Annotated in this window: 19 protein-coding genes; 18 read left to right on the top strand and 1 reads right to left on the bottom strand. The window is 69.4% G+C overall.

Annotated features, from left to right (window positions below):
* The 11 genes from DQ353_RS08780 (at nucleotide 1) to DQ353_RS08730 (ending at nucleotide 14,020) form a co-directional block, all read left to right on the top strand.
* Complete coding sequence (locus DQ353_RS08780) at nucleotides 1-1,332, top strand: dihydroorotase (RefSeq protein WP_113762381.1); 1,332 nt, start codon at nucleotides 1-3, stop codon at nucleotides 1,330-1,332.
* Complete coding sequence (locus DQ353_RS08775) at nucleotides 1,333-1,893, top strand: PH-like domain-containing protein (protein WP_113762380.1); 561 nt, start codon at nucleotides 1,333-1,335, stop codon at nucleotides 1,891-1,893. It begins immediately after the preceding gene.
* Complete coding sequence (carA, locus tag DQ353_RS08770; RefSeq protein WP_113762379.1) at nucleotides 1,890-3,089, top strand: glutamine-hydrolyzing carbamoyl-phosphate synthase small subunit; 1,200 nt, start codon at nucleotides 1,890-1,892, stop codon at nucleotides 3,087-3,089. The genes DQ353_RS08775 and carA overlap by 4 nt, the downstream gene beginning before the upstream one ends.
* Entirely contained in the window at nucleotides 3,090-6,431 is a 3,342-nt protein-coding gene (gene carB, locus DQ353_RS08765) for a carbamoyl-phosphate synthase large subunit (RefSeq protein ID WP_113762378.1), read from the top strand.
* A complete protein-coding gene (pyrF, locus tag DQ353_RS08760; protein ID WP_113762377.1) occupies nucleotides 6,424-7,287 on the top strand; it encodes an orotidine-5'-phosphate decarboxylase in 864 nt (287 codons plus the stop codon). Before carB ends, pyrF begins: the two co-directional genes overlap by 8 nt.
* A 389-nt stretch (nucleotides 7,288-7,676) precedes the next feature.
* Nucleotides 7,677-8,012, top strand: a complete 336-nt coding sequence (gene mihF, locus DQ353_RS08755) for an integration host factor, actinobacterial type (RefSeq protein WP_113762376.1) — start codon at nucleotides 7,677-7,679, stop codon at nucleotides 8,010-8,012.
* An 11-nt stretch (nucleotides 8,013-8,023) separates the two neighbouring features.
* Nucleotides 8,024-8,602 carry a guanylate kinase gene (gmk, locus tag DQ353_RS08750; RefSeq protein WP_113762375.1) on the top strand — a complete coding sequence of 193 codons (579 nt, stop codon included), beginning with the start codon at nucleotides 8,024-8,026 and terminating at the stop codon, nucleotides 8,600-8,602.
* A 107-nt stretch (nucleotides 8,603-8,709) separates the two neighbouring features.
* A complete protein-coding gene (gene rpoZ, locus DQ353_RS08745) occupies nucleotides 8,710-8,973 on the top strand; it encodes a DNA-directed RNA polymerase subunit omega (RefSeq protein WP_113762374.1) in 264 nt (87 codons plus the stop codon).
* Between the two features lie 109 nt (nucleotides 8,974-9,082).
* Nucleotides 9,083-10,384, top strand: a complete 1,302-nt coding sequence (locus DQ353_RS08740; protein WP_113762373.1) for a bifunctional phosphopantothenoylcysteine decarboxylase/phosphopantothenate synthase — start codon at nucleotides 9,083-9,085, stop codon at nucleotides 10,382-10,384.
* A 169-nt stretch (nucleotides 10,385-10,553) separates the two neighbouring features.
* Entirely contained in the window at nucleotides 10,554-11,759 is a 1,206-nt protein-coding gene (gene metK / locus DQ353_RS08735; protein WP_113762372.1) for a methionine adenosyltransferase, read from the top strand.
* A 149-nt stretch (nucleotides 11,760-11,908) separates the two neighbouring features.
* Nucleotides 11,909-14,020 carry a primosomal protein N' family DNA-binding protein gene (locus DQ353_RS08730; RefSeq protein WP_113762371.1) on the top strand — a complete coding sequence of 704 codons (2,112 nt, stop codon included), beginning with the start codon at nucleotides 11,909-11,911 and terminating at the stop codon, nucleotides 14,018-14,020.
* On the opposite strand, the gene DQ353_RS08725 is transcribed toward DQ353_RS08730, so the two are convergent.
* Nucleotides 14,017-15,060 carry an alpha/beta fold hydrolase gene (locus tag DQ353_RS08725; RefSeq protein ID WP_113762370.1) on the bottom strand — a complete coding sequence of 348 codons (1,044 nt, stop codon included), beginning with the start codon at nucleotides 15,058-15,060 and terminating at the stop codon, nucleotides 14,017-14,019. The genes DQ353_RS08730 and DQ353_RS08725 overlap by 4 nt on opposite strands.
* A gap of 195 nt (nucleotides 15,061-15,255) precedes the next feature.
* On the opposite strand from DQ353_RS08725, the gene DQ353_RS08720 reads away from it, so the two are divergent.
* From DQ353_RS08720 to DQ353_RS08690, 7 genes are all read left to right on the top strand, one after another.
* The gene (locus DQ353_RS08720) at nucleotides 15,256-16,962 is read left to right on the top strand and encodes a glycerol-3-phosphate dehydrogenase/oxidase (RefSeq protein WP_286166693.1); all 1,707 of its coding nucleotides are present in this window, start codon (nucleotides 15,256-15,258) and stop codon (nucleotides 16,960-16,962) included.
* A gap of 141 nt (nucleotides 16,963-17,103) precedes the next feature.
* On the top strand, nucleotides 17,104-18,618 hold the full coding sequence (gene glpK / locus DQ353_RS08715; RefSeq protein ID WP_113762368.1) for a glycerol kinase GlpK: 1,515 nt from the start codon (nucleotides 17,104-17,106) through the stop codon (nucleotides 18,616-18,618).
* A gap of 253 nt (nucleotides 18,619-18,871) precedes the next feature.
* Nucleotides 18,872-19,336: a hypothetical protein gene (locus DQ353_RS08710; protein WP_146755225.1), complete on the top strand. Its 465-nt coding sequence runs from the start codon at nucleotides 18,872-18,874 to the stop codon at nucleotides 19,334-19,336.
* A 172-nt stretch (nucleotides 19,337-19,508) separates the two neighbouring features.
* The gene (leuS, locus tag DQ353_RS08705; RefSeq protein ID WP_286166692.1) at nucleotides 19,509-22,025 is read left to right on the top strand and encodes a leucine--tRNA ligase; all 2,517 of its coding nucleotides are present in this window, start codon (nucleotides 19,509-19,511) and stop codon (nucleotides 22,023-22,025) included.
* Between the two features lie 24 nt (nucleotides 22,026-22,049).
* Nucleotides 22,050-23,237 (top strand): DegV family protein, encoded by a 1,188-nt coding sequence (locus DQ353_RS08700; protein ID WP_113762366.1) that lies wholly within the window; start codon nucleotides 22,050-22,052, stop codon nucleotides 23,235-23,237.
* A 117-nt stretch (nucleotides 23,238-23,354) separates the two neighbouring features.
* Complete coding sequence (locus DQ353_RS08695) at nucleotides 23,355-24,137, top strand: ComEA family DNA-binding protein (RefSeq protein ID WP_181578302.1); 783 nt, start codon at nucleotides 23,355-23,357, stop codon at nucleotides 24,135-24,137.
* Nucleotides 24,138-24,221: 84 nt separating this feature from the next.
* Nucleotides 24,222-24,641, top strand: a complete 420-nt coding sequence (locus DQ353_RS08690; RefSeq protein WP_146755224.1) for a hypothetical protein — start codon at nucleotides 24,222-24,224, stop codon at nucleotides 24,639-24,641.
* Nucleotides 24,642-24,876 lie beyond the last annotated feature (235 nt).

The raw sequence follows: 24,876 nt of genomic DNA, 5'->3' as shown, positions 1-24,876 counted from the left end.
ATGAGCACCAACACCACCTACCTGATCCGCGGCGCCAAGCCGCTGGGCAACCAGGGAACCGACATCCTGGTCCACGACGGCACCATCGCCGCCCTGGGCGCCGACGCCGCAACGCACCCGGCTGCCGCCAACGCCACCGTGATCGAGGCCGCCGGGCAGATCGCCCTGCCGGGCATGGTCGATTTGCACACCCACCTGCGCGAACCGGGCCGCGAGGACGCCGAGACCGTGGAGACCGGCACCCGCGCCGCCGCCCTGGGTGGGTTTACCGCCGTGCACGCCATGGCGAACTCCAACCCCGTGGCGGACACCGCCGGGGTCGTCGAGCAGGTCTGGTCCCTGGGCAAGCGCTCGGGCTGGGTCGACGTGCGCCCGGTGGGCGCAGTCACCGTCGGGCTTGAGGGCAAGCAGATGTCCGAGATCGGCGCGATGGCCGACTCCCGCGCACAGGTCCGGGTCTTCTCCGACGACGGCATCTGCGTCTTCGACCCGTTGGTCATGCGCCGCGCCCTGGAGTACGTGAAGGCGTTCGACGGCGTCATCGCCCAGCACGCCCAGGAACCGCGCCTGACCGAGGGCGCCCAGATGAACGAGGGCGAGGTCTCCGCGGTGCTCGGACTGGCCGGCTGGCCGGCGGTCGCCGAGGAATCGATCATCGCCCGCGACGTGCTCTTGGCGGAACACGTGGGCTCCCGCCTGCACATCTGCCACGTCTCGACCGCCGGGAGTGTGGAGATCATCCGCTGGGCCAAGTCCCGCGGCGTCAACGTCACCGCCGAGGTCACCCCGCACCACCTGCTGCTGACCGACGAACTGGTCTCCAGCTACGACCCGGTCTACAAGGTCAACCCGCCGCTGCGCACCGAGACCGACGTGATGGCGCTGCGTGCCGGACTGGCAGACGGCACCATCGACATCATCGGCACCGACCACGCACCGCACCCCTCCGAGGCCAAGGAATGCGAATGGGCCGCGGCGGCCATGGGCATGACCGGGCTGGAAACCGCGCTCTCGGTCGTGCAGCACACCATGGTCGAGACCGGGCTGATCACCTGGGCCGACTTTGCCCGCATCACCTCCACCGCCCCGGCGGCCATTGGCCGGCTCACCGACCAGGGCCGCGAGCTGGCCGTGGGCGAACCGGCAAACATCACACTGGTGGATGCCGAGGCCCGCTGGGTCGTGGACCCGTACGCGATGGCCACCAAGGGCCGGAACTCCCCGTTCAAGGGACTGGAACTGCCGGGCAAGGTCACCCACGTGTTCTTCCACGGGCACCCCACGGTGCGCGACGGCAAGCTGGGCACCCCGCGGCTCTCCGAGGCCTTCTAGATGGGCCAGTACACCGGCGCGGTCCTGATCACCCTGGCGGTCGTCGTGCTGGCCGCCGGGCTGATCCTGCTGGGTTGGCGCAACCGCCTGCGCCGGCAATCCGACGTGCCGGCGCCGCCGCAGATCCCGCTGGATGCCAACGGGGACCCGGAGCTGGGCGACTTCATCGGGGAACCGGCGCAGGGCGTGTACGTGTGCACCACCACCGCCGGGGACTGGCTGGACCGCATCGCCGCCCACCACCTGGGCATCCGCACCAACGCCGATATGTCCATCCACCCCGAGGGCGTGCTGCTGGCCCGCCACGGCGCCCCCGACGTGTTCATCCCCGCCGCCTCCATCACCGGGGTGTCCCGCTCCAGCGGCATGGCCGGGAAGTTCGTGGAGAAGGACGGCCTGCTGGTCATCAGCTGGATGCTGGGCACCAAGGCCGTGGACACCGGGTTCCGCCCGCGCTACCACGCCGAACTCCCCGGGATCCTCGCGCGCATCGCCGCGCCGGGCGGTCCCGAAACAGACAACAATGAAGAACCACCCGCCGAAACAAAGGAAAACCAGTGACAGCAGTACAGGGAACCGAGCAAGCCCTCTTGGTGCTCGAAGACGGACGGGTTTTCCGCGGCCGTAGCTACGGCACCATCGGAACCGCATTGGGCGAAGCGGTCTTCTCCACCGGCATGTCCGGCTACCAGGAGACCCTCACCGACCCCTCCTACGCACGCCAGATCATCGTGCAGACCTTCCCGCACATCGGCAACACCGGGGTCAACGACGAGGACGCCGAATCCTCCCGCATCTGGGCCGCAGGCTACGTGGTCCGCGAGGCCGCCCGCATCCCCTCGAACTGGCGCGCCCAGCGCACCCTCGACGAAGACCTGGTTGCCGGCGGCATCGTCGGCATCCAGCAGGTCGACACCCGCGCGCTGACCCGCCACCTGCGCGACCGCGGCGCCATGAAGTCGGGCATCTTCTCCGGCGAGGCCGCAAAGGCCCCCGTGGAGGAGCTGGTGGCGGCCGTCAACGCGCAGCCGTCCATGGAGGGCGCAAACCTCTCCGAACTGGTCTCCACCAAGGAGGCCTACACGGTCGAGCCCGCGGACCACGGCTACACCGGCGAGGTCAAGTACACCGTGGCGGCCATCGACCTGGGCATCAAGATGATGACCCCGCAGCGCTTCGCCGAGCGCGGGGTGCGCGTGCACGTGCTCCCGCACGACTCCAGCTTCGAGGACGTCACCGCCACCGGCGCCCACGGCGTGTTCTTCTCCAACGGCCCCGGCGACCCCGCCACCGCCAACGTGCAGGTCGAGCTGGTCCGCCAGGTGCTCGAAGCGAAGATCCCGTACTTCGGCATCTGCTTCGGCAACCAGATCCTGGGCCGTGCCCTGGGCTACGGCACCTACAAGCTGCGCTTCGGGCACCGCGGCATCAACCAGCCGGTGCTGGACAAGGCCACCGGCAAGGTGGAGATCACCAGCCAGAACCACGGCTTCGCCGTCGACGCCCCGCGCGAGGGCGCGGCAAACGCCCCGCTGGAACGCTTCGGCCGCGTCGAGGTCTCCCACATCTCGCTGAACGATTCCGTCGTCGAGGGCCTGAACTGCCTGGACCTGCCTGCCTTCTCGGTGCAGTACCACCCCGAGGCCGCCTCCGGTCCGCACGACGCCTCCCACCTGTTCGACAGGTTCATCACCAACATGGCGGCGGCCAAGAACGCCGCAGCAACCACCGCAGATTCCACCCAGGGAGAGAAGTAAATGCCTAAGCGCGAAGACCTCAAGTCGGTCCTGGTCATCGGCTCCGGGCCGATCGTCATTGGCCAGGCCGCCGAGTTCGACTACTCCGGCACCCAGGCGCTGCGGGTGCTCAAGGAGGAGGGCCTGCGGGTCATCCTGGTCAACTCCAACCCCGCCACCATCATGACCGACCCGGAGTTCGCCGACGCCACCTACGTCGAGCCGATCACCCCGGAGGTCGTGGAAAAGATCATCGCCAAGGAACGCCCCGACGCGATCCTGCCGACCCTGGGCGGACAGACGGCGTTGAACACCGCCATCGCGCTGGACAAGGCCGGCGTGCTGGCCAAGTACAACGTCGAGCTGATCGGCGCGAACATCGAGGCCATCGAGCTCGGCGAGGACCGCGAGAAGTTCAAGGGCGTCGTGGAGCGCTGCGGTGCCGAGTCCGCCAAGTCCGTCATCGTGCACACCATGGAGCAGGCCTTCGCCGCCGTCGAGATCCTGAACTACCCCGTCGTCGTGCGCCCGTCCTTCACCATGGGCGGCCTGGGCTCGGGCATGGCGTACAACGCCGAGGACCTGCGCCGCATCGCCGGCCAGGGCCTGCAGTATTCGCCGACCACCGAGGTGCTCCTGGAGGAGTCGATCCTGGGCTGGAAGGAGTACGAGCTGGAAATGATGCGCGACAAGAACGACAACGTCGTGGTCATCTGCTCCATCGAGAACTTCGATCCGGTGGGCGTGCACACCGGGGATTCGATCACCGTGGCCCCGGCCATGACGCTGACCGACCGCGAGTACCAGAAGTTGCGCGACATCTCCATCGCCGTGATCCGCGAGGTCGGCGTGGACACCGGCGGCTGCAACATCCAGTTCGCCATCGAGCCGTCCACCGGGCGCATCGTGGTCATCGAGATGAACCCGCGCGTCTCGCGTTCCTCCGCGCTGGCCTCCAAGGCCACCGGATTCGCCATCGCGAAGATCGCCACCAAGCTCTCGCTGGGCTACACGCTGGACGAGATCCCCAACGACATCACGCTCAAGACCCCCGCGGCCTTCGAGCCGGCCCTTGACTACGTCGTGGTCAAGGTCCCGCGCTTCGCGTTCGAGAAGTTCCCGGCCGCCGATGCCACCTTGACCACCACCATGAAGTCGGTCGGCGAGGCCATGGCCATCGGCCGCAACTTCACCGAGGCCCTGCAGAAGGCCCTGCGCTCCCTGGAGCAAAAGGGGTCCGAAATCGAGTTCAACAAGCCGATGGACTTCGAGATCGAGCAGCTGCTCGAGGACTCGGTCAAGGGCTCCACGGACCGCCTGTACAACGTGCAGCGCGCCCTGCTGGGCGGCGCGAGCATCGAGCAGGTCTTCGAGAAGACCGCCATCGACCCGTGGTACCTGGACCAGCTGGTGCTGATCAACGAGACCGCCGCGATGATCCGCTCCAACCCGGATTTGAACGAGGACGTGCTGCGCGAGGCCAAGCGCCACGGCTTCTCCGATGCGCAGATCGCCAAGCTCACTTTCAAGACCGAGGCAGTGGTCCGCGGGATCCGCCACGCGTTGGGCATCCGCCCGGTCTTCAAGACCGTGGATACCTGCGCCGCCGAGTTCGAGGCCTTCACCCCGTACCACTACTCCTGCTACGACGAGGAGACCGAGGTCGCGCTGCACGAAAAGCCGAGCGTCATCATCCTGGGTTCGGGCCCGAACCGCATCGGCCAGGGCATCGAGTTCGACTACTCCTGCGTGCACGCCACCATGGCGCTGCGCAAGGCCGGGTACGAGACCGTGATGGTGAACTGCAACCCGGAAACCGTCTCCACCGACTACGACGTCTCCACCCGCCTGTACTTCGAGCCGCTGACGCTCGAGGACGTGCTGGAGGTCATCCACGCGGAGGAGTCAACCGGAGGGGTGCTCGGCGTGTTCGTGCAGCTGGGCGGGCAGACCCCGCTGAAGCTTGCGCAGGAACTCGCCGATGCCGGCGTGCCGATCCTGGGCACTTCCCCGGAGGCCATCGACCTGGCCGAACACCGCGGCGCCTTCCAGCGCGTGCTGGATGCCGGCGGGCTGATCGCCCCGAAGAACGGCACCGCGGTGTCCTTCGACGAGGCCAAGAAGATCGCCGACGAGATCGGCTACCCGGTCCTGGTGCGTCCCTCCTACGTGCTCGGCGGCCGCGGCATGGAGATCGTGTACGACGAGGCAAACCTGTCCCGCTACATCGCCAACGCCACCGAGATCACGGCCGACCACCCGGTGCTCGTTGACCGGTTCCTCGAGGACGCCATCGAGATCGACGTCGACGCGCTGTTCGACGGCACCGACCTGTACGTCGGCGGCATCATGGAGCACATCGAAGAGGCCGGCATCCACTCCGGCGACTCCGCCTGCGTGCTTCCCCCCATCACCCTGGGCCAGGACGTGCGCGACCGCGTGGTCGCCGCAACCCGCGCCATCGCCGAGGGCGTGGGCGTGCGCGGCCTGATCAACATCCAGTTCGCGCTGGCCTCCGACGTGCTCTACGTGATCGAGGCCAACCCGCGCGCCTCGCGCACCGTGCCCTTCACCTCCAAGGCCACCGGCGTGCAGCTGGCCAAGGCCGCGGCGATGATCGGGGTCGGCGTGTCCATCGCCCACCTGCGCTCCGTGCACCACCTGCTGCCGGAAACCGGCGACGGGGCCAACCTGCCCGAGGGCGCACCGGTTTCGGTAAAGGAAGCCGTGCTTCCCTTCGCCCGTTTCCGCACCCCGGAGGGCAAGGTCGTCGACTCGCTGCTCGGCCCGGAAATGCGCTCCACCGGTGAGGTCATGGGCATCGACAAGTACTTCGACACCGCCTTCGCCAAGTCCCAGGCCGCGGCGAACTCGCCGCTGCCGACCAAGGGCAAGGTCTTCGTCTCGGTCGCCAACCGCGACAAGCGCTCGATTGTGATCCCGGTCAAGCACCTGGCCGACATCGGATTCGAGATCGTCTCCACCGGCGGCACCGCCGAGGTGCTGCGCCGCAACGGCATCCCCTCCACCGTGGTCCGCAAGGTCCGCGAGGGACAGGTCGAGGGCGAATCCAACATCGTCGACCTGATCACCGACGGGGAGATCAGCCTGATCCTGAACACCCCCTCGGGCGGCGACTCGCGCGGGGACGGCTACGAGATCCGCGCCGCCGCGGTCTCCGTGGGCACCCCGATCATCACCACCGTCGCCGAGTTCGGTGCAGCGATCCAGGCCATCGACGCGATGCGCCACTTCGAATGGTCGGTGACCTCGCTGCAGGAGCACGCCAAGACCCTGCAGGCCGCCGGCATCGCCGAGGCCGACGCGGCAGCCGCCGCGGCCAAGGACGGCGCCAATGCCTAGCCCCGAAGCGCGGGCGGCCGCGGCGGCAGGGCGCACCGCCTTCGGGCAGCGTCTGGCCGCAGCCATGGCCGCGCACGGTCCGCTGTGCGTGGGCATCGACCCGCACCCGTCCCTGCTTGCCGCCTGGGGCCTGGACGACAACGTGGCGGGGCTGCGCAGCTTCTCCCTCACGGTCGTCGAGGCCCTGGCCGGGCACGTCGCGGCCCTGAAGCCGCAGGTCGCCCTGTACGAGCGCCACGGATCGCGCGGACTGGCGGTGCTGGAGGAAACCCTGGCGCTGTGCGCCGCCGGGCACGTCCTGTCGATCGCCGACGCCAAGCGCGGGGACATCGGCTCCACCATGGCCGCGTACGCGGAGGCCTGGCTGGGGGAGGGCAGCCCGCTGGCCGCCGACGCGGTGACGCTGAGCCCGTACCTGGGCTACGAGTCGCTGCGCCCGGCCCTGGACCTCGCGGCGGCCACCGGCCGCGGAGTGTTCGTGCTGGGTTTGACCTCCAACCCGGAAGGCAAGACCGTGCAGCATGTCGGTGGCGCCGCTTCGGTGGCCAAGGGCATCATCGGTGCCGTGGGCGCGGAAAACGACGGGGCAACCCCGTTCGGTTCCACCGGCCTGGTCATCGGCGCCACCGTGGGCGACGCGCTTCAGGAGCTGGGCATCGACCTGGCCGCCTCCGCCGCACCCATCCTGGCCCCGGGCCTGGGCGCCCAGGGTGCCACCGGGGCGGACATGAAGGCGTCGTTCGGTGCCTTCTGGCCACAGGTGCTGGGCACCTCGAGCCGCGACGTGCTCAAGGCCGGCCCCGACGCCGACGCCCTGCGTGCTGCCGCCGCAGCAACCAGGGATTCGCTGCTCTAGGCACGATTTCCCGACGGACCGGCACCCGGCTTGGTTCGATGCCCCCGGCGCGTCCCCAAAGGGGCCGCGCCGGGGGCATCGTTGTCCCGGAAAAGCCCGCGTCCGGGAGCCTGTCGGGCCCCGCCGTGCGCGATCCGTGCCGGGCCTCCGGCCCCCACGCATCGGTGCATGTGGGGCCGGGATCGGACGCGGAGCGCGAATCCCGGGATGATCTTGGTTACACCCCTGGCGCCGCTTTGCGCCCAATGACCCGAATTTTCCCGTTGTTAACGCATTTGTGGTAGCCACAGCGCGATTAACCATTGCATCGGGGCGCTCGATTGGTTATCTTCAGTTCAGGGCTGTTTGCCCTGGTGCTTGACCCTATGGATGGATTGGCGGCAAGAGGCATGGTACTGCGAGAACTCTCAGACGAGGACCGTATTCGCGCACGGGCAAAGGCGTTGGCGGCACGCACGCGACGGGCCGAGATCAAGAACCAATTCGGCGCCGGCAAGCTGAGCATCACCGACCTGCTGGAGCTGGTACCCGACGACGAGGCCATCGGCCGGCTGCGGGTCATGGACCTGCTGGAGTCCGTTCCGGGTGTCGGCGAGATCCGGGCCCACACGCTTATCGATAGACTAGGTATTTCACCCAGCCGACGCCTGCGCGGGCTGGGGCGCAAACAGCGCATCGCATTGGTGGACCATTTCCAGCAATCGCCCCCCAAATCGAAAGAGTAACGAAGCACACCATGACGGTTAGCCCCCACCCAACGGTCACAGTCCTCGCCGGTCCCACGGCCGTAGGTAAGGGAACGATCTCGACCTACATTCGCGACAACTACCCCCAGGTGTGGCTCTCGGTGTCCGCCACCACGCGCAACCCGCGCCCCGGCGAAGTCGACGGGGTGCACTACTTCTTTGTCGGGCCCGAAAAGTTCGGCAAACTGGTCGAAAACGGCGAAATGCTCGAATGGGCCGTCGTGCACGGGCAGAACAGCTACGGGACCATCCGCACCAAGGTCGAGGAGGCGGTGGCCGCGGGGAAGCGGGTGCTGCTGGAGATCGACCTGCAGGGCGCACGCCAGGTGAAGGCCAACCTGCCGGAGGCGAAATTCGTGTTCCTGGCTCCTCCCAGCTGGGACGAATTGGTGCGCCGGCTTGTGGGCCGCGGCACGGAAACGCCCGAGGAGCAGCAGCGCCGGCTGGAAACCGCTAAACTGGAACTTGCTGCCGAATCCGAATTTGACGTGACCATCGTCAACGACGAGATTTCGCGGGCTGCTGACGAGCTGGTGACCCTCATGGGGTTGACCCCGCACGCACGCTAAAAACTTTTGTGTCAGACCCGTTGACCCCTTGGCGCCGCCCGGCGCCCGGGGAACGGCGGGTGCAGTACGTATTGTCTTGATCCACCAACTAGTTATTTGGAGGCTTCGTGAACACGAACCTTGAAGGCATCATCAGCCCGTCCATCGACTCGCTGCTGACCACCACCGATTCGAAGTACGCACTGGTGATCAACTCCGCCAAGCGCGCACGCCAGATCAACGCGTACTACGCCCAGCTGCACGAGGGCCTGTTCGAGTACGTCGGCCCGCTGGTCGACACCCGCCTGAACGAGAAGCCGCTGTCCATCGCCCTGCGTGAAATCAACGAGGGCCTGCTCAGCGTCACGAAGATCGAGGAAGTCGCCGAGTAGCACTCGGACACAAACGATTTACGACGCGTAGGCGCCGGCGCAACCCAACCCCCGACCCCTCACCGGGCGGGCCGGGCCCGGCGCCGCGCACTAGGCATCGGTGGTAGCAGTGAAGCGCATTGTCCTAGGTGTATCCGCAGGGATCGCCGCCTACAAGGCAGCTTTGCTGCTACGGCTGTTTAAAGAGGCAGGACATCACGTCGATGTCATCCCCACCGTCGCGTCGCTTCAGTTCGTCGGCGCCGCCACCTGGGAGGCGCTGAGCGGCAACCCGGTGCACACCGCGGTGTTCGAGGCGGTGGACACCGTCAACCACGTGCGGCTGGGCCAGGAGGCCGACCTGGTCGTCATCGCCCCTGCCACCGCCGACGTGTTGGCCCGCGCCGCGGCCGGGATGGCCAACGACCTGCTCACCGGCACGCTGCTGGCCACCGGTGCCCCGGTGGTCATGGCCCCGGCGATGCACACCGAGATGTGGGAGCACCCCGCCACGGTCGCCAACGTCGCGACGCTGCGTTCCCGCGGCGTGCACATCATCGAACCTGCCGTGGGCAGGCTCACCGGCAAGGACTCCGGCGCCGGGCGGCTTCCGGACCCCGAGGAGATCTTCGCCGCCGTCGCCCGCTACCTGGCGGATGCGGCACCGTCGGGCGCGTCGGGGTCCGACACGCCGGTGGCAGGCGCCGCCCCGCGAACCGCCGGGCCCCGTCCGCTGGCCGGGAGGGTCATTGCGATTTCCGCCGGAGGCACCCGCGAACCGCTGGACCCGGTGCGCTACCTCGGCAACAGGTCCTCGGGCCGGCAGGGCATCGCCCTGGCCAAGGCCGCACTCGCGGCGGGGGCCACCGTCCGGTTCATCGCCGCCCACATGGACCTGCCCGCCCCCGAGGGCGTGGAGCTGAGCACCGCCTCCACCGCGCGGCAGCTGCAGGGGGCTGTCACCGAGGCCGCACGCGGGGCCGACGTGCTGATCATGAGCGCCGCGGTCGCCGACTTCCGGCCCGCCGAATACGTGGAAGCGAAGATCAAGAAGTCCGACGACCACGCCGACCCGGTGATCACCCTGGTGCGCAATCCCGACATCCTGGCCATGCTCATTGCGCAGCGCGCCGCGGAAGGAAACTCCGGGGAGCTCCCGGCGCTGGTCGTGGGATTTGCCGCCGAAACCGGCGACGCCGAATCCAGCGTGCTGGAATACGGTGCCGCCAAGCTGGCACGCAAGGGCTGCGAAATGCTGGTCGTCAACGAGGTGGGGGAGAACCTGACCTTCGGGACCGACGAAAACACCGTGACCATCCTCTTCGCCGACGGCGCGGAGCCCGTGCACGCCTCCGGATCCAAGGACCAGGTCGCCTCCTCGGTCATCGAGGCCGTGGCCGGCGCGCTGGGGGCGGGCAACGGAGACCGGTAGCCGGTCGCCGGGGGACGGCTGCGGTCCTTCGCGCACCCGGTGCCCGTCATGTGCCGGTGGATTGCGTCGCAATGCGCCGCAATCCGTCATGCGGGCACTCGAAAGCAGGCATGTGACGGGGCGGAACCGCGAATCCGACCCGGGGCCCGGTTACCGGTAGAGTGGCTGGGTGACTTTAGAATCCCCGCAGCTACGCCTCTTCACCTCCGAATCGGTTACGGAGGGCCATCCGGACAAGATCTGTGACCAGATCTCCGATGCCATCCTCGATGCCATGTTGGCCCAGGACCCCAACTCCAGGGTCGCCGTGGAGACCCTGACCACCACCGGTTTGGTGCACGTGGCCGGCGAGGTCACCACCGACGGGTACGTCGAGATCCCGGAGATCGTGCGCCGCACCATCCTGGACATCGGCTACGACTCCTCGGCCAACGGCTTCGACGGGGCACGCTGCGGCGTCTCGGTGTCCATCGGGCAGCAGTCCCAGGAAATCTCCGACGGCGTCTTCAATTCCCTGGAGGTCCGCGAGGGCACCGCCGTGGACCCGCGCGACGCGCAGGGCGCCGGCGACCAGGGGCTGATGTTCGGCTACGCGTCCGACGAGACGGCAACGCTGATGCCCACCCCGATCCACCTGGCGCACCGGCTCTCCGAGCGACTCACCGCCGTCCGCAAGGACGGCACGCTGTCGCTGTTGCGCCCGGACGGCAAGACCCAGGTGACGGTCGGCTACGACGGGGACACCCCGGTCTCCGTGGAGACCATCGTGGTCTCGTCGCAGCACGCCGCCGAGTTCTCCCTGGAGGACCTCAAGGACGGCCTGCTGGCCGAGGTCGTCACCCCGGTGCTCGAGGGCACCGGGCTGGACACCTCCAAGACCCGCATCATCCTGAACCCGTCGGGACCGTTCATCATCGGCGGACCGGTCGGGGATGCCGGGCTGACCGGACGCAAGATCATTGTCGACACCTACGGCGGCTTCGCACGCCACGGCGGCGGCGCGTTCTCCGGCAAGGACCCCTCCAAGGTCGACCGCTCGGCCGCCTACGCCATGCGCTGGGTCGCCAAGAACGTGGTTGCCGCCGGCCTGGCGCGCCGCGTCGAGGTCCAGGTCGCCTACGCCATCGGCGTCGCCCGACCGGTGGGCCTGTACGTGGAGACCTTCGGCACCGAGACCGTGGACCCGGCGAAGATCACCGCTGCCATCAACGAGGTCTTCGACCTGCGCCCGCTGGGCATCATCGAGGACCTTGACCTGTTGCGCCCGATCTACCAGAAGACCGCCGCGCACGGCCACTTCGGCCGCGAGGATACGGACTTCACCTGGGAGAACCTGGACCGCGTCGACGCGCTGAAGGCGTACTTCAACGCCTAGCACCGTTCACCGGCCGGGACATCCGCCGGGCATCGGGTGCCGCGCCCGCGAGGCGTTGCGGCACCCGATGCGTTCTTAAGCCGCTCCCCGTCAGCCGGGGTGTCGGCGGTAGTGTGATTCTCAAGGCCTAGGAACGGGAGGTGGGGTGCGTGGACCAGTCGCTGCAGCCCTCGCTGCTGGCCGGCTTCGACCTGTCCGCGCCGCTGCCCGGGATCCCGCACATGGCAAGCACGCTTCCGATCGCCCGGGTGGTGATCGATTCGGCCCTCCCGCACCTGGACAGGCCCTTCGACTACCTGGTCCCGGCCGAACTCGATGCGGCCGCGCGGCCCGGGGTCAGGGTGAAGGTGCGCTTCGGCGGGCAGGAACTTGCCGGATTCCTCGTCGAACGCCTCGAGCACTCCGAGCCCGGGATCAAGCTGCAGCCGCTGCGCGCGGTCGTGTCCCCGGAGGTGGTGCTCTCCGCCGAGGTGCTGGCCGCGGCCCGCGCCGTGGCCGAACGGTACGCCGGCGGGGTGTGGGACGTGCTGCGCTCGGCCGTCCCGGCCCGCATGGCCAGGGCGGAAACCGAGAAAACCGATGCCGGGGATGGGATTCGGGCGGACGAACCGCCCGCGGCCGGTCCGGCCGTTGATGCTCCCGCCGTGATTGACCCGGCCGGGAAAAGCCCGGCCGGCGAACCAGCTGGTGGCTCGCCGGCCCCGCTGTTGTCCGAGTACCACGGCGGGGCCGACTACGCCCGGATGCTGCGCACCGGAGGATCCCCGCGGGCCGTGCTCTCCGCGGTGCCCAACCGCCCCGGGGACTGGCCCGCACTGCTGCTCGAGGCTTCCGAACTGGTGCTGGCCTCCGGGCGCGGGGTGCTCATCGTCGTCCCCGACGCCCGTGACATGGCCAGGCTCTGCGCCACACTCGATGAGCGACTGGGCCCCGAGGCGTACGCGCGGCTGACCGCCGAGGACGGGGCGACCCCGCGCTACCGGAACTTCCTGCGTGTGGCCCGTGGGTCCGCACGGCTGGTCGTCGGAACCCGCAACGCCGCCTTCGCCCCGGTGAAGGACCTGGGCCTGGCGATCATCTGGGACGACGCGGACAATTCGCACGCCGAGCCGCGCGCCCCCTACCACCACGCCCGCGAGGTGCTGCTGCTGCGCTGCGGCATCGAGAACGCCGGGTTGCTGCTGGCTGCACCCGGGCGCAGCGCCGAGGCCCAGCGGCTGGTGCGCAGCGGCTGGGCCCACGAACTGGAAGCCGACCGGAAGCTCTTGCGCGCCCACGCGCCGCGGGTCATTGCCGCCTCGGACGAGTTCGAGGCCGAACGCGACCCGCTGCTGCATGCCGCCCGGCTCCCGGCCGCCGCCTGGCGCGAGGCCAAGGCCGCGCTGGCCCGCGGGCCGGTGCTGGTGCAGGTTGCCCGCACCGGGTTCATGCCGGCGCTGCGCTGCGAACGCTGCCGCACCCCTGCCCGCTGCACCGCCTGCAACGGCCCGCTGGCGCTGGGCGATGCCCGCGGGGCCCCGGCCTGCGGCTGGTGCGGCCTGGTGGCCCACGACTGGAGCTGCGGGGAGTGCGGATTCATGCGCCTGCGCGCCGCGTCGATCGGGGCGGACCGCACCGCCGAGGAACTTGGCCGGGCCTTCCCGGGCATCAAGGTGGTTGCAGCGACCGGGGCCAAGCCGCTGCACGCGGTGCCCGATGCCCCGGCGCTGGTGGTCGCGACCCCGGGCGCCGAGCCGGTGGCCGCCAACGGGTACGCGGCGGTGCTGCTGCTGGACGGGGACCGGATGCTGGCCCGCGAGGGGCTGCGCACCGGGGAGGAGGTGCTCAACCGCTGGATGGGCGCCGCGCACCTGGCCCGCGGCAGGGATGCCACCGAGGGGCACCCGGGCGGCGGCACCGTGGTGGTGGCCGGGGACCCGACCGAGCCCATGCGTGCGCTGGTGCGCTTTGACGCGGCTGCCTATGCGCAGGCGGAGCTCGATGAGCGGCGCACCCTGGGACTGCCCCCGGCGGTTCGCACCGCCATGGTCAAGGGTCCGGCGGGAACCGCCGACAAGTTCATGGACGCCCTGGTGCTGGGCGACGAGGTGCGCCGGCACGGGCCGGTGCTGCTGGGGGAGGGCGAGCACCGCTGGCTGCTGTTCTTCTCCTACGCCCAGGGACCGGCAGTGACCGCGGCGCTGCGTGCGCTGCGTGCCACCTTCAGCGCAGCCAAGGAGCCGGTCGTGGCCATCCGCATCGACCCGGACGGGATCCTTTAGCTCGTCCGGGTTCTCTCGGTTGACCGATCCGGCTGCCTCGGCCCGTTCCTTCGCCCGTCGCCCGGGTAGAGCGTGCGCGGCATGCCGCGCGGCACCCACGGGTGCCTGGCGCCCAAAAACTCCTCGATCAGTGCAGCGGCCTCGGGCGCCTTTTCGTAGTGGATCAGGTGACCGACGTCCCCGATCACCCGCATGGTTGCGCGCGGGAAGGTGCGGGCCAGGGAACGCTGGGCGGGCACCGAGCCGAGCTCGTCCTGCTCTCCGACCACCAGCAGCGTCGGCTCGTTGATCCGGGCTGCCACCTCGCGCACCGTGGCGGTGATCGAGGCCGCGTAGGCCTCGCGCAGGGTGGAGCGCGAGGTGAACCCGGAGAAATAGCGCCGGTGCTGGTCAAGGACGTAGGCCCGCGTCGCCCGGTCCGTGGACTTGAGCATGGCCAGGGACATCGCGTCGGTGACCAGCCGCGAGCGCAGCAACGCTTCTCCGAGAGTGGCCGGCAGGCGTGCGCCGGCGGCGTAGTAGGCGCCCGCGGCGCGGGACATCAGTGCCTGGCTGCCCTCGAGCGCCGGTTCGCAGATCGGGTTGACCAGCACCAGCTGCCCGAAGCTTCCCGGGTGCCGGGCCAGGTAGGAGGCGGCGACGACGGTGCCGAAGGAGTGGCCCAGCAAGATGGTCGCCGGGCCCAGCCCCAGTTCCCCGCGCAGCGCGCCGATGACCTCGCCGTAGCCGGCCACGTCGTGGCGCGGCCCGGTGCTTGCCGGGAACTCCGGGGCACCGTTCGGCGCGCCGTGGGCCGACACGCCTGAAAACGGGGTCGAAGAGCCGAATCCGGGCAAATCCGGAACGATGATGGTGTAGTCCGGCAGTTGCTCGATGATCCGCGCCAGACCGTGGTGGTCGCCGCGGAAGCCGTGCACCGCCAGGATGACACCGCGGCAGGACGCCGGTGCCGGGTAGCTCCAGCACGACACCTCCGAACCATGCACATGGTGGATGCTCTTCAGGGCGCGGCGAGGGGTTTGCGGCGGGGAAAGGGGCATGTTCCAAGCCTATCCCGGGCCGCGGCACCCGCGGCTGCGCGGCTTGGGTTCCACCGCGGTTCGGCCGGGGTTCGGCAACGATTCGCTTACGCTTCACCCCGTGGACTAGGCACCGGCACCCGCGCCCCGGTAATGTCGAGAAGACCATGTGAAGCACGCTTTACGCCCACTGCAACACCGAAGGATGGCCCCATCGTGGCAGCCACAGCGTCCCACCGATCCGAATTGGCCGCGCTGCGCGCCCGGCCCGGCGCCAAGGTCCTCATTGTCGGCGGGGGCATCAACGGCGTGGCGACCTTCCGCTACCTGGCCATGCAGGGGGTCGACGTGGCGCTGGTGGAACATGGAGATTACTGCCAGGGCGCCTCGGGCGCCTCCTCGCACATGATCCACGGCGGCATCCGCTACCTGGAAAACGGCGAGTTCCGCCTGGTCCACGAGTCCGTGCAGGAACGCAACCGGCTGCTGGAGATCGCCCCGCACTACGTCAAGCCGCTGCGCACCACCATCCCGATCTTCTCCACCTTCTCCGGGATCCTCTCGGCTCCCATGCGCTTCCTCACCCACCGCAGCTCCACCGCCACCGAGCGCGGTGCGGTGCTGATCAAGGCCGGGCTGGTGCTCTACGACGTCTTTGCCGGGGCCGTGGGGCGCAACACCCCGTGGCACAAGTTCCGCGGGGCCAAGGCCTCGCTGGCGCAGCTGCCGCTGCTGCGCGGGGACGTGAAGTACACGGCCACCTACTTCGACGCCTCGGTGCACAACCCCGAGCGCCTCACCCTGGACGTGCTGCGCGACGGGCTGGAAGCCAACCCGCACGTGCGGGCCAGCAACTACGTCTCGCTGGCCGGGTTCGGTGTCGACGGTGCACGGCTGCGCGACGAGCTCACCGGTGAGGAATTCGACTTCGACGCCGACGTGCTGGTCAACGCGACCGGTGCCTGGGTGGATCTGACCAACGAGGCCATCGGGGTGCCCAGCCACTTCATGGGCGGGACCAAGGGCAGCCACATCGTGCTTGACCACCGGGGCCTGCTCGAGGCCTGCGGCGGCCGGGAGATCTTCTTCGAGCACTCCGACGGGCGGATCGTGCTGATCTACCCGCTGGGGGATCGGGTGCTGGTGGGCACCACCGACATCGACGCGGACATGGACGTCCCGGCACGCTGCACCGACGCGGAGGCGGCATACTTCTTCGACCTGGTCCGGCACGTCTTCCCGTCCATCGAGGTGCGCGAGGAAGACATCGTCTACAGGTTCTCCGGCGTGCGCCCGCTGCCGCGCCACGACGACACCGCCCCCGGCTTCGTCTCCCGCGACTACCGCATCGAACGCACACAGCTGCCCGGCGACACCGCGATGCTCTCGCTGGTCGGCGGGAAGTGGACGACGTTCCGCGCCCTGGGCGAGACCCTGGGCAAGAAGGTGCTGGCCGAGCTCGGCGTGGCACCGGGGCCCACCACCCGGAATTTGCCCATCGGGGGCGGGCGGAACTACCCCGGCACCCCCGCCGCGCTCGAGGCCTGGTTCGCCGCCCGCTCCGCGCTGGCCGGACGCCGCCGGCTCGAGATGCTGCTGGAACGCTACGGCACCCGCGCCGACACCGTCCTGGAATTCATCGGGCCCGACGACCCGACGCTGCCGGCCAGCGACGAACTTTCCGCGGCCGAGCTTGCCTACCTGGGCACCCATGAACACCTGGGATCGCTGGCCGACGTGTTCATCCGGCGCACCTCGCTGGCCTTCCGCGGACTGGTCACCCAAGAATTGCTCGAACAGGTCGCCGAGGCGCTGGCCCCGGTGCTTGGCTGGGACCAGGGCCAGGCCGCCGCGCAGGTCGCCGAGTGCCGCCGCGTGCTCACCGAGGACCACGGGGCACGCCCGGCGCTGTCCAACGCGTAGGATTCCGCGCCGGGTCGGCGGCCCAACGGCGTTGGTTCCGCGCCCGTCCCGGCCCCGCCGGGCCGACCCCGTCCCCTGGATCCCGCCGCTGCTCCCGGCACACCGCCGAACCGCCCCCATCCGCCGCTGAAAGGCACCGCCATGAACCAGTACGTCATTGCGATCGACCAGGGAACCACCAGTTCCCGCGCCATTGTCTTTGACCATGCGGGCACCGTTGCCTCCACCGGGCAACTGGAGCACGCGCAGATATTCCCGCACCCCGGCTGGGTCGAGCACGACGCGCATGAGATCTGGCGGAACGTGCGGGAGGTCATCGCCGTCGCACTGGCCGGGGGGAACCTGACCCGGCACGACATCGCGGCGGTGGGGATCACCAACCAGCGCGAAACCACCGTGGTGTGGGACCGGCACACCGGCGAACCGGTCTACAACGCGATCACCTGGCAGGACACCCGCACCCAGGACATCGTCCAGGCGCTGGCCGCCGACGGCGGGACGGAGCGGTACAAGGAACGCACCGGGCTGCCGCTGGCCCCCTACTTCTCCGGCACGAAGGTCAAGTGGATCCTGGACAACGTCGCCGGGGCGCGCGAACGCGCCGAGGCCGGGGACCTGCTCTTCGGCAACACCGACTCGTGGGTCACCTGGAACCTCACCGGCGGGACCGACGGCGGGGTGCACATCACCGACGTCACCAACGCCTCGCGCACCATGTTCATGGACCTGGCGACCCTGGCCTGGGACGAGGCGATCCTCGCGGACTTCGGGGTGCCCGCCTCGATGCTGCCGGCCATCAAGTCCTCCTCGGAGGTCTACGGAAAGGTGGCCTCCTCGCAGCTCTTGCGCGAGGTGCCGGTCGCCGGGATCCTGGGCGACCAGCAGGCAGCAACCTTCGGGCAGGCGGCCTTCGGCGCCGGGGATGCGAAAAACACCTACGGCACCGGCTGCTTCCTGATCTTCAACACCGGCGAGGAAATCGTCCGCTCCAACAACGGGCTGCTGACCACCCTGGGCTACAAGCTTGGTGACGCGGACCCGGTCTACGCGTTGGAGGGATCGATCGCCGTGGCCGGATCCCTGGTCCAGTGGCTGCGCGACAACATCGGCATGATCTCCACCGCCGCCGAGGTCGAAACCCTGGCCGCCGGCGTGCCGGACAACGGCGGGGTGTACATCGTCCCGGCCTTCTCCGGGCTCTTCGCCCCGTACTGGCGCGCCGAGGCCCGCGGGGCCATCGTCGGGCTGACCCGCTTTGCCAACAAACACCACATCGCCCGCGCGGCGCTCGAGGCCACGGCGTTCCAGGTCCGCGAGGTGCTCGACGCCGTCAACGCGGACGCGGCGGTTCCGCTGACCGAGCTGAAGGTCGACGGGGGGATGGTGGCCAACGATGCACTCATGCAGTTCCAGGCCGACCTGCTCGGGGTCCCGGTCATCCGCCCGACGGTCACCGAGACCACGGCGCTGGGCGCGGCCTACGCCGCCGGGCTGGCCGTGGGGTTCTGGAAGGACCTCGGCGAGCTCGAGGCCAACTGGTCCGAGGACAAGCGCTGGGAACCTGCCATGGAGCCGGCCGAACGCGAGCGACAGATGCGCCTGTGGAAAAAGGCGGTGACCCGCACCTTCGACTGGGTCGACGAGGACGTGCGCTAGGAGCCCTCGTGGGCAGTGAAACCACTCGGGCTTGTGCCGCAGCTTCTGAGCTGCACAACGTCCCACCTGCATGACGATGTGGGCCACAACGCCCCGTGCGCTGCACCGTTGACCAGGGTGGAAGGAACTTCGGCCCGCTTTCTTCGGCGTTCGGGCCCATCCACGCTTCCGCCGCTCCGGGGCCGGAAGCCGCGCGGACAGGCGGGCAAGGCATGCGGGCATCAGGCTGGATCCGGCAGGGATGCCGGCCAGCGTGATATTGCCACGCAGTGCCCGGGAGTTTGGCGCCGCCATCGCGCCGACCGTGGCCCTGGCCGGCTGGGCCGCCGTGAGGCATGTGCGGTCCACGACGCATCCGGGGATCGGTGCGGTGGTGGCGGCCGTGGTCCTGTCTGCCTGCGTCGTGCTTTTCGGGACCAACGACGTGTGCCAATCGGTCCGGCCCGATCCCACCTGCGGGACCTATCCGCCGTTCCACCTGCGGGTGCTGTGGCCCGGGGCGACATCGGCGGCGACCCATGCGGTGCTCGGCGTGCTCGGAGTGCTGGGCGCGATCGCCTGGCTGGGACGGCGTCCGGCACCCGGGAGCCAAACGCACCGGGGCGCACCTGCCGACGAGCGACGTACCCGGCGGGAGGCAGCGGGGAAGCGGGCGACGCGTGGCGATGGACACGAACCAGCACCCCGCACGGTTCGTGCGGTAGAATTGAACACATGAACGTTGCGCTCTTGCTAACCTAGCCGTACGGGATACTCCCCGTACGGCCGCCCCTTGATTGCCAAGGGGCTTTTGTGTGTCACGGGCATTTGCGCCAGGCACACCCACTCGGCTCAGCTGGCCAAGAGACGTTCCCCCACAGGCGCACGACAAAAGAAGGCGAAACACGATAGTGAGCACTCAGCCCACCGGCACCGATACCGCGGACAACGATTCCACCGCAGCGGCCTACAGCTTCCAGGACATGGAAGCCAAATGGGCTCCGGTGTGGGACGAACTAGGGGTCTTCACGCCCAAGGACGACGGCAGTGCCGAGCGCCGCTACGTGTTGGACATGTTCCCGTACCCCTCCGGCGACCTGCACATGGGCCACGCCGAGGCCTTCGCCATGGGAGACGTGGTCGCCCGCTACTGGCGCCAGCTGGGCTACGACGTCATGCACCCGATCGGCTGGGACTCCTTCGGGCTGCCGGCCGAGAACGCCGCGATCAAGCGCAACGCCCACCCCTCGGAGTGGACCTACGCGAACATCGACACCCAGGCCGCCAGCTTCAAGCGCTACGCGATCTCCGCCGACTGGGAACGCCGCATCCACACTTCCGACCCGGAGTACTATCGCTGGACCCAGTGGCTGTTCACCCGTTTCTACGAAAAGGGCCTGGCCTACCGCAAGAACCACCCGGTGAACTGGTGCCCGAAGGACCAGACCGTGCTGGCCAACGAGCAGGTGGTCAACGGCGCCTGCGAACGCTGCGGCACCCCGGTGACCAAGAAATCGCTGAACCAGTGGTACTTCAAGATCACCGACTACGCCGACCGCCTGCTCGATGACATGGACGCGCTGCACGGGCACTGGCCCGAGCGCGTGCTGGCCATGCAGAAGAACTGGATCGGCCGCTCCGAGGGCGCGCACGTGGACTTCATCGTCGAGGCCACCGACACCCGGGAAGCACACAAGACCACGGTCTTCACCACGCGCCCGGACACCCTGCACGGCGCCACCTTCTTCGTGGTCGCCGCCGATGCGGAACTGGCCAACGAGCTGGTCACCGAAGAGCACCGCCAGGCGCTGGAGGAGTACCAGGACAAGGTCAAGGCCCTTTCCGAGATCGAACGCCAGGCCACCGAGCGCGAGAAGACCGGCGTGTTCACCGGCCGCTACGCCATCAACCCGCTCAACGGGGAAAAACTGCCGGTCTGGGCCGCGGACTACGTGCTGGCCGAATACGGCACCGGCGCGATCATGGCCGTGCCCGCCCACGACCAGCGCGACCTGGACTTCGCCCGTACCTTCGACCTGCCGGTGCGCGTGGTCGTTGACACCGGCGCCGAGGATCCGGCCGAAACCGGCATTGCCACCGCCGGCGAAGGCACCCTGGTGAACTCCGGCGAGCTGGACGGGCTGCCGAAGGCCGAGGGCATTGCCCGCGCCATCGAGATCGTCGAGGCAGCCGGCACCGGAGAGAAGTTCGTGAACTTCCGCCTGCGCGACTGGCTGCTTTCCCGCCAGCGCTTCTGGGGCACCCCGATCCCGATCATCCACTGCGGGCACTGCGGCGAGGTCCCGGTCCCGGACGACCAGCTGCCGGTGCGGCTGCCCGATGACCTGCGCGGCGAGGACCTGGCCCCCAAGGGCACTTCCCCGCTGGCCGCCGCCGAGGACTGGGTCAACGTGCCGTGCCCGAAGTGTGGGACCGACGCCAAGCGCGACACCGACACCATGGACACCTTCGTGGACTCCTCCTGGTACTTCCTGCGCTTCGTCTCCCCGAACTACACCGAGGGTCCCTTCGACCCGCAGGCGGTGCGCGACTGGATGCCGGTCGGGCAGTACGTCGGAGGCGTCGAGCACGCGATCCTGCACCTGCTCTACTCGCGCTTCTTCACCAAGGTCATCTTCGACCTGGGCCTGATCGACGTGACCGAACCCTTCAGCGCGCTGCTGAACCAGGGCCAGGTGCTCAACGGCGGCAAGGCCATGAGCAAGTCGCTGGGCAACGGCGTGGACCTGGGCGAGCAGCTGGACAAGTACGGCGTGGACGCCGTGCGCCTGACCATGATCTTTGCCTCCCCGCCGGAGGACGACGTGGACTGGGCCGATGTCTCCCCTTCGGGTTCGCAGAAGTTCCTGGCCCGTGCCTGGCGCGTGGCCCAGGATGTTGCCAGCGCACCGGGGACCGACCCGGCCACCGGTGACAAGGCGCTGCGCTCGGTCACCCACAAGGCGGTGCACGAGGCCTCCGGCATGCTGGACACCGGCAAGTTCAACGTCGTGATCGCCAAGACCATGGAGCTGGTCAACGCGACCCGCAAGGCCATCGACTCCGGTGCCGGCGCGTCGGACCCGGCGGTCCGCGAGGCCGCGGAAGCCGTCGCGGTCATCCTCTCGCTCTTCGCCCCGTACACGGCCGAAGACATGTGGGCGGCCCTGGGGCACGAGCCCTCGGTCGCCAACGCCGGATGGCCCGCCGTGGACGAGGCGCTGCTGGTCGAGGACACCATCACCGCCGTGGTGCAGATCAAGGGCAAGGTCCGGGCCCGGCTGGAGGTTTCGGTGGACATCACCGCCGAGGAACTCGAGGCCCTGGCCATGGCCGACGAAGCCGTGGTGCGCTACCTCGACGGTGCGGCGGTAGCCAAGGTGATCGTGCGCGCGCCGAAGCTGGTCAACGTGGTTCCGGCCTCCTAGACCGCCGCAAGGTAGCCTTCTTCCATGGACCAATCGCAGCCCGCCCACCAACCGCCGCGGCCCCCGGGCCCCGGCGGTTGGATGGGCCGGCTGCGGGGCCGGAGGCAACGCACCGGCGCCCCGGCGCAGGGCAGGGCCCCCCACGCGGTGGTGCTGCCCGTGGGCGTGGTGACCGATTCGGCCGCCGCGCTGCCCGAGACCTGGGTGGGGCAGCACTCGCGGTTCCTGCGCGTGGTGCCCATGCCGGTGATGGTCGATGACCAGATCTTCTCCGAGGGCACCGACGACGTGCCCACCGAGCTCGCCCTGGGCCTGGCCATGGGCAAGGCGGTGCGCACCTCGCGCCCGGCGCCGGGGCAGATGCTGCGCGCCTACCAGGAGCTCGCCGCGGCCGGGGTGAAGGAAATCATCTCCATCCACCTCTCCGGCGCGCTTTCCGGGACGGTGGAGGCCGCACGTCTGGCCGCCGGGTCCTCCCCGGTTCCCGTCACCGTCGTCGATTCGCTCACCGTGGCACTGGCCGAGGGATTTGCCGTCATGGACGTGGTGGAGCTGGCCGCGACCGGCGCGCCCCTGGAGGAATTGCGGGCCGTGGCCGAAAGGGCCGCGGAAAACCACGTGTACTTTGCCGTGCCATCGCTGGAGCAGCTGCGCCGCGGCGGGCGGATCGGGGCCCTGGCCTCGGTGCTGGGCACGCTGCTGAACGTCAAGCCGATCCTGTCGGTGTGCGACGGCCACATCATCGCCCACGAAAAGGTCCGCACCCATTCGCGCACGCTGGCCCGCCTGGTGGCCATCGCCCGGCAGGAGGCCGCCGAACGCGGTCCGGAGGTCCGCTTGGCGGTGCACTATTTCGGCAACCAGGAAGCCGCCGAGGAAATCGTGCAGGAACTGGCCGGAGCCTCCGCATTCGAGGTCCTGGCCATCCCGGTGCCCGCGGTGCTCGGCGCCCACACCGGCGCCGGCGTGCTGGCCGTCGCGATTGCCGGGGGCAAGGAACCGGCAGCGCCGGGTCCTGCACGCCCCGAACCGAAGCCCAAGCCGGCACCGAAGCCGAAGCCCGAACCCAGGCCCAAACCGGAGCCGAAGACCCGCAACGAGGCCCCGCGCCGCGATGCACGCCGCCGCACGGCCGCGGCGCAGGCGCAAGGTGCACCAAGCGCGCACACCCCGCCGTCGGTGCCCGGCCCGGAACGGCCCGAAACCCCATAGCACCGGGACCGGCCTGACCGGGCCGCAGCCGGAGGATGGGTCCCCGCAACCAGGGGTTCTCCACAGCCGGGCACCGATCGACCCGCGCAACAACGCGGCTCGGGTGCAATGGATTGCATGGGCTCTCACGAATGGGCGGATCATGCCGCCAGGACCAGCCTGGGCCCGGCCCCCGGGCACTTGCGGGTGCTCATCGGCAGATCCGCGGCAATCGTCCTGATCCTCGGCGCACTGACGTGGATCTCGGTATCGCTGCTGTTCAACCCGCCCCCGCGAGCCCCGGGCGACACCGAAACCATCCCGCTGCAGGTCGCACAGTCCCCGCAGGTGCAAGCCACCGGAGACCCGCCGGCCGGGAAACCCCCGCCCGAAAAAACCCTCGGGGAACAGGTTCCCCCGGTGTCCGCTTCCCTCGGTGATGGAGACGGATCGGCCCCGCCTGCTGCCGGTGCCACCGCCGTGGTCCACATGATCGGCGCAGTGAAGGACCCCGGGGTCTATGCCCTGCCGCTGGGCTCGAGGGTGCTCGATGCGGTGAACCGGGCCGGAGGCCTGGCCAAGGACGCTGCCCCCGAGGTGATCAACCTGGCCGCCCAGATCCGCGACGGCGAACAGATCCGCATCCCGCGCCGCGGCGAAGCCGCACCGGGCCCGGTGCCCGATCCCGGACCGTCCGGCGGCACCGGGCCTCCGGGGGCCGCGCCGGGCAAACTCAACGTGAACACCGCCGACCAGGCGGCGCTGGAGGAACTGCCGGGCATCGGGCCCGCCCTAGCCGGCAGGATCCTGTCCTTCAGGCAGGCCAACGGACCCTTCAAGAACCTCGGCGAACTGGACGCCGTCAGCGGCATCGGTCCGGCGATGCTGGGCAACCTGCGGGACCTGGTGGTGTTCGAATGAGCGCCCCGCACGGGGGCCGCGATCCCGAGCTTTGCCGCACCGGCGCTGGCCTGCGCCGCGGCGGGGCTGGTCTTCACGCAGTTGGTGCTCACCGGCGCCCCGAGGTCAGGGACGGCCATCGACAGGTTTTCCGAGGACGCCCGGGAGCACCGCCGGTTCACCGTCGAGGCGCGCGTGCTCTCCGTGGCCCGGAGCGGGGACTGGATCGTCTCCGGGGTCCCGGTGTGGCTGAGCTACCCCGAATCCCGTGCCGGCAGCGTCCCGCCGGCCGCCGGCACCACCGTGGAAGTCATCGCGAAGGTCTCGGCCGCCGAGCCCGGGGACCGGCTGCGCTTCTGGCTCAACGCCGCCGCCGACCTGCTGCCGGTGGGCGAGCCGAAACAGCCGGGGGTGTTCGAGGCGATGGCCGAGGCCATGAAGACTGCCGGGCTTTCGCACCTCAGTGCGGTCGGCGTAGATACTGATGCTTACAAAGGTGGGTTGAAGATCAACAAGCAGGCTTGAACAAGTTGCACACGAGCGCCAGGGTCAGCTCTGATTTTCCAATGTCACCACCACGGTGTGCATGCTGTGCTCCCGACGGGAAAGAGAAACCGCTGCGTGCACCCCCTTAGATCCGCAGAGGTTTATTGGCGATGGCGGATTGTCACAGGGTGAGAACAGAAATTCAGTCACTAACGACGCGGATACGCGCGCAGAGGCGGCGACCAACGACTGGGCTGGCTCCTTGATAAAGCTA

The organism is Arthrobacter sp. AQ5-05 (genome assembly GCF_003287975.1).
Lineage (GTDB): Bacteria > Actinomycetota > Actinomycetes > Actinomycetales > Micrococcaceae > Paeniglutamicibacter.
This window is presented reverse-complemented; position numbering and strand designations above follow the sequence as displayed.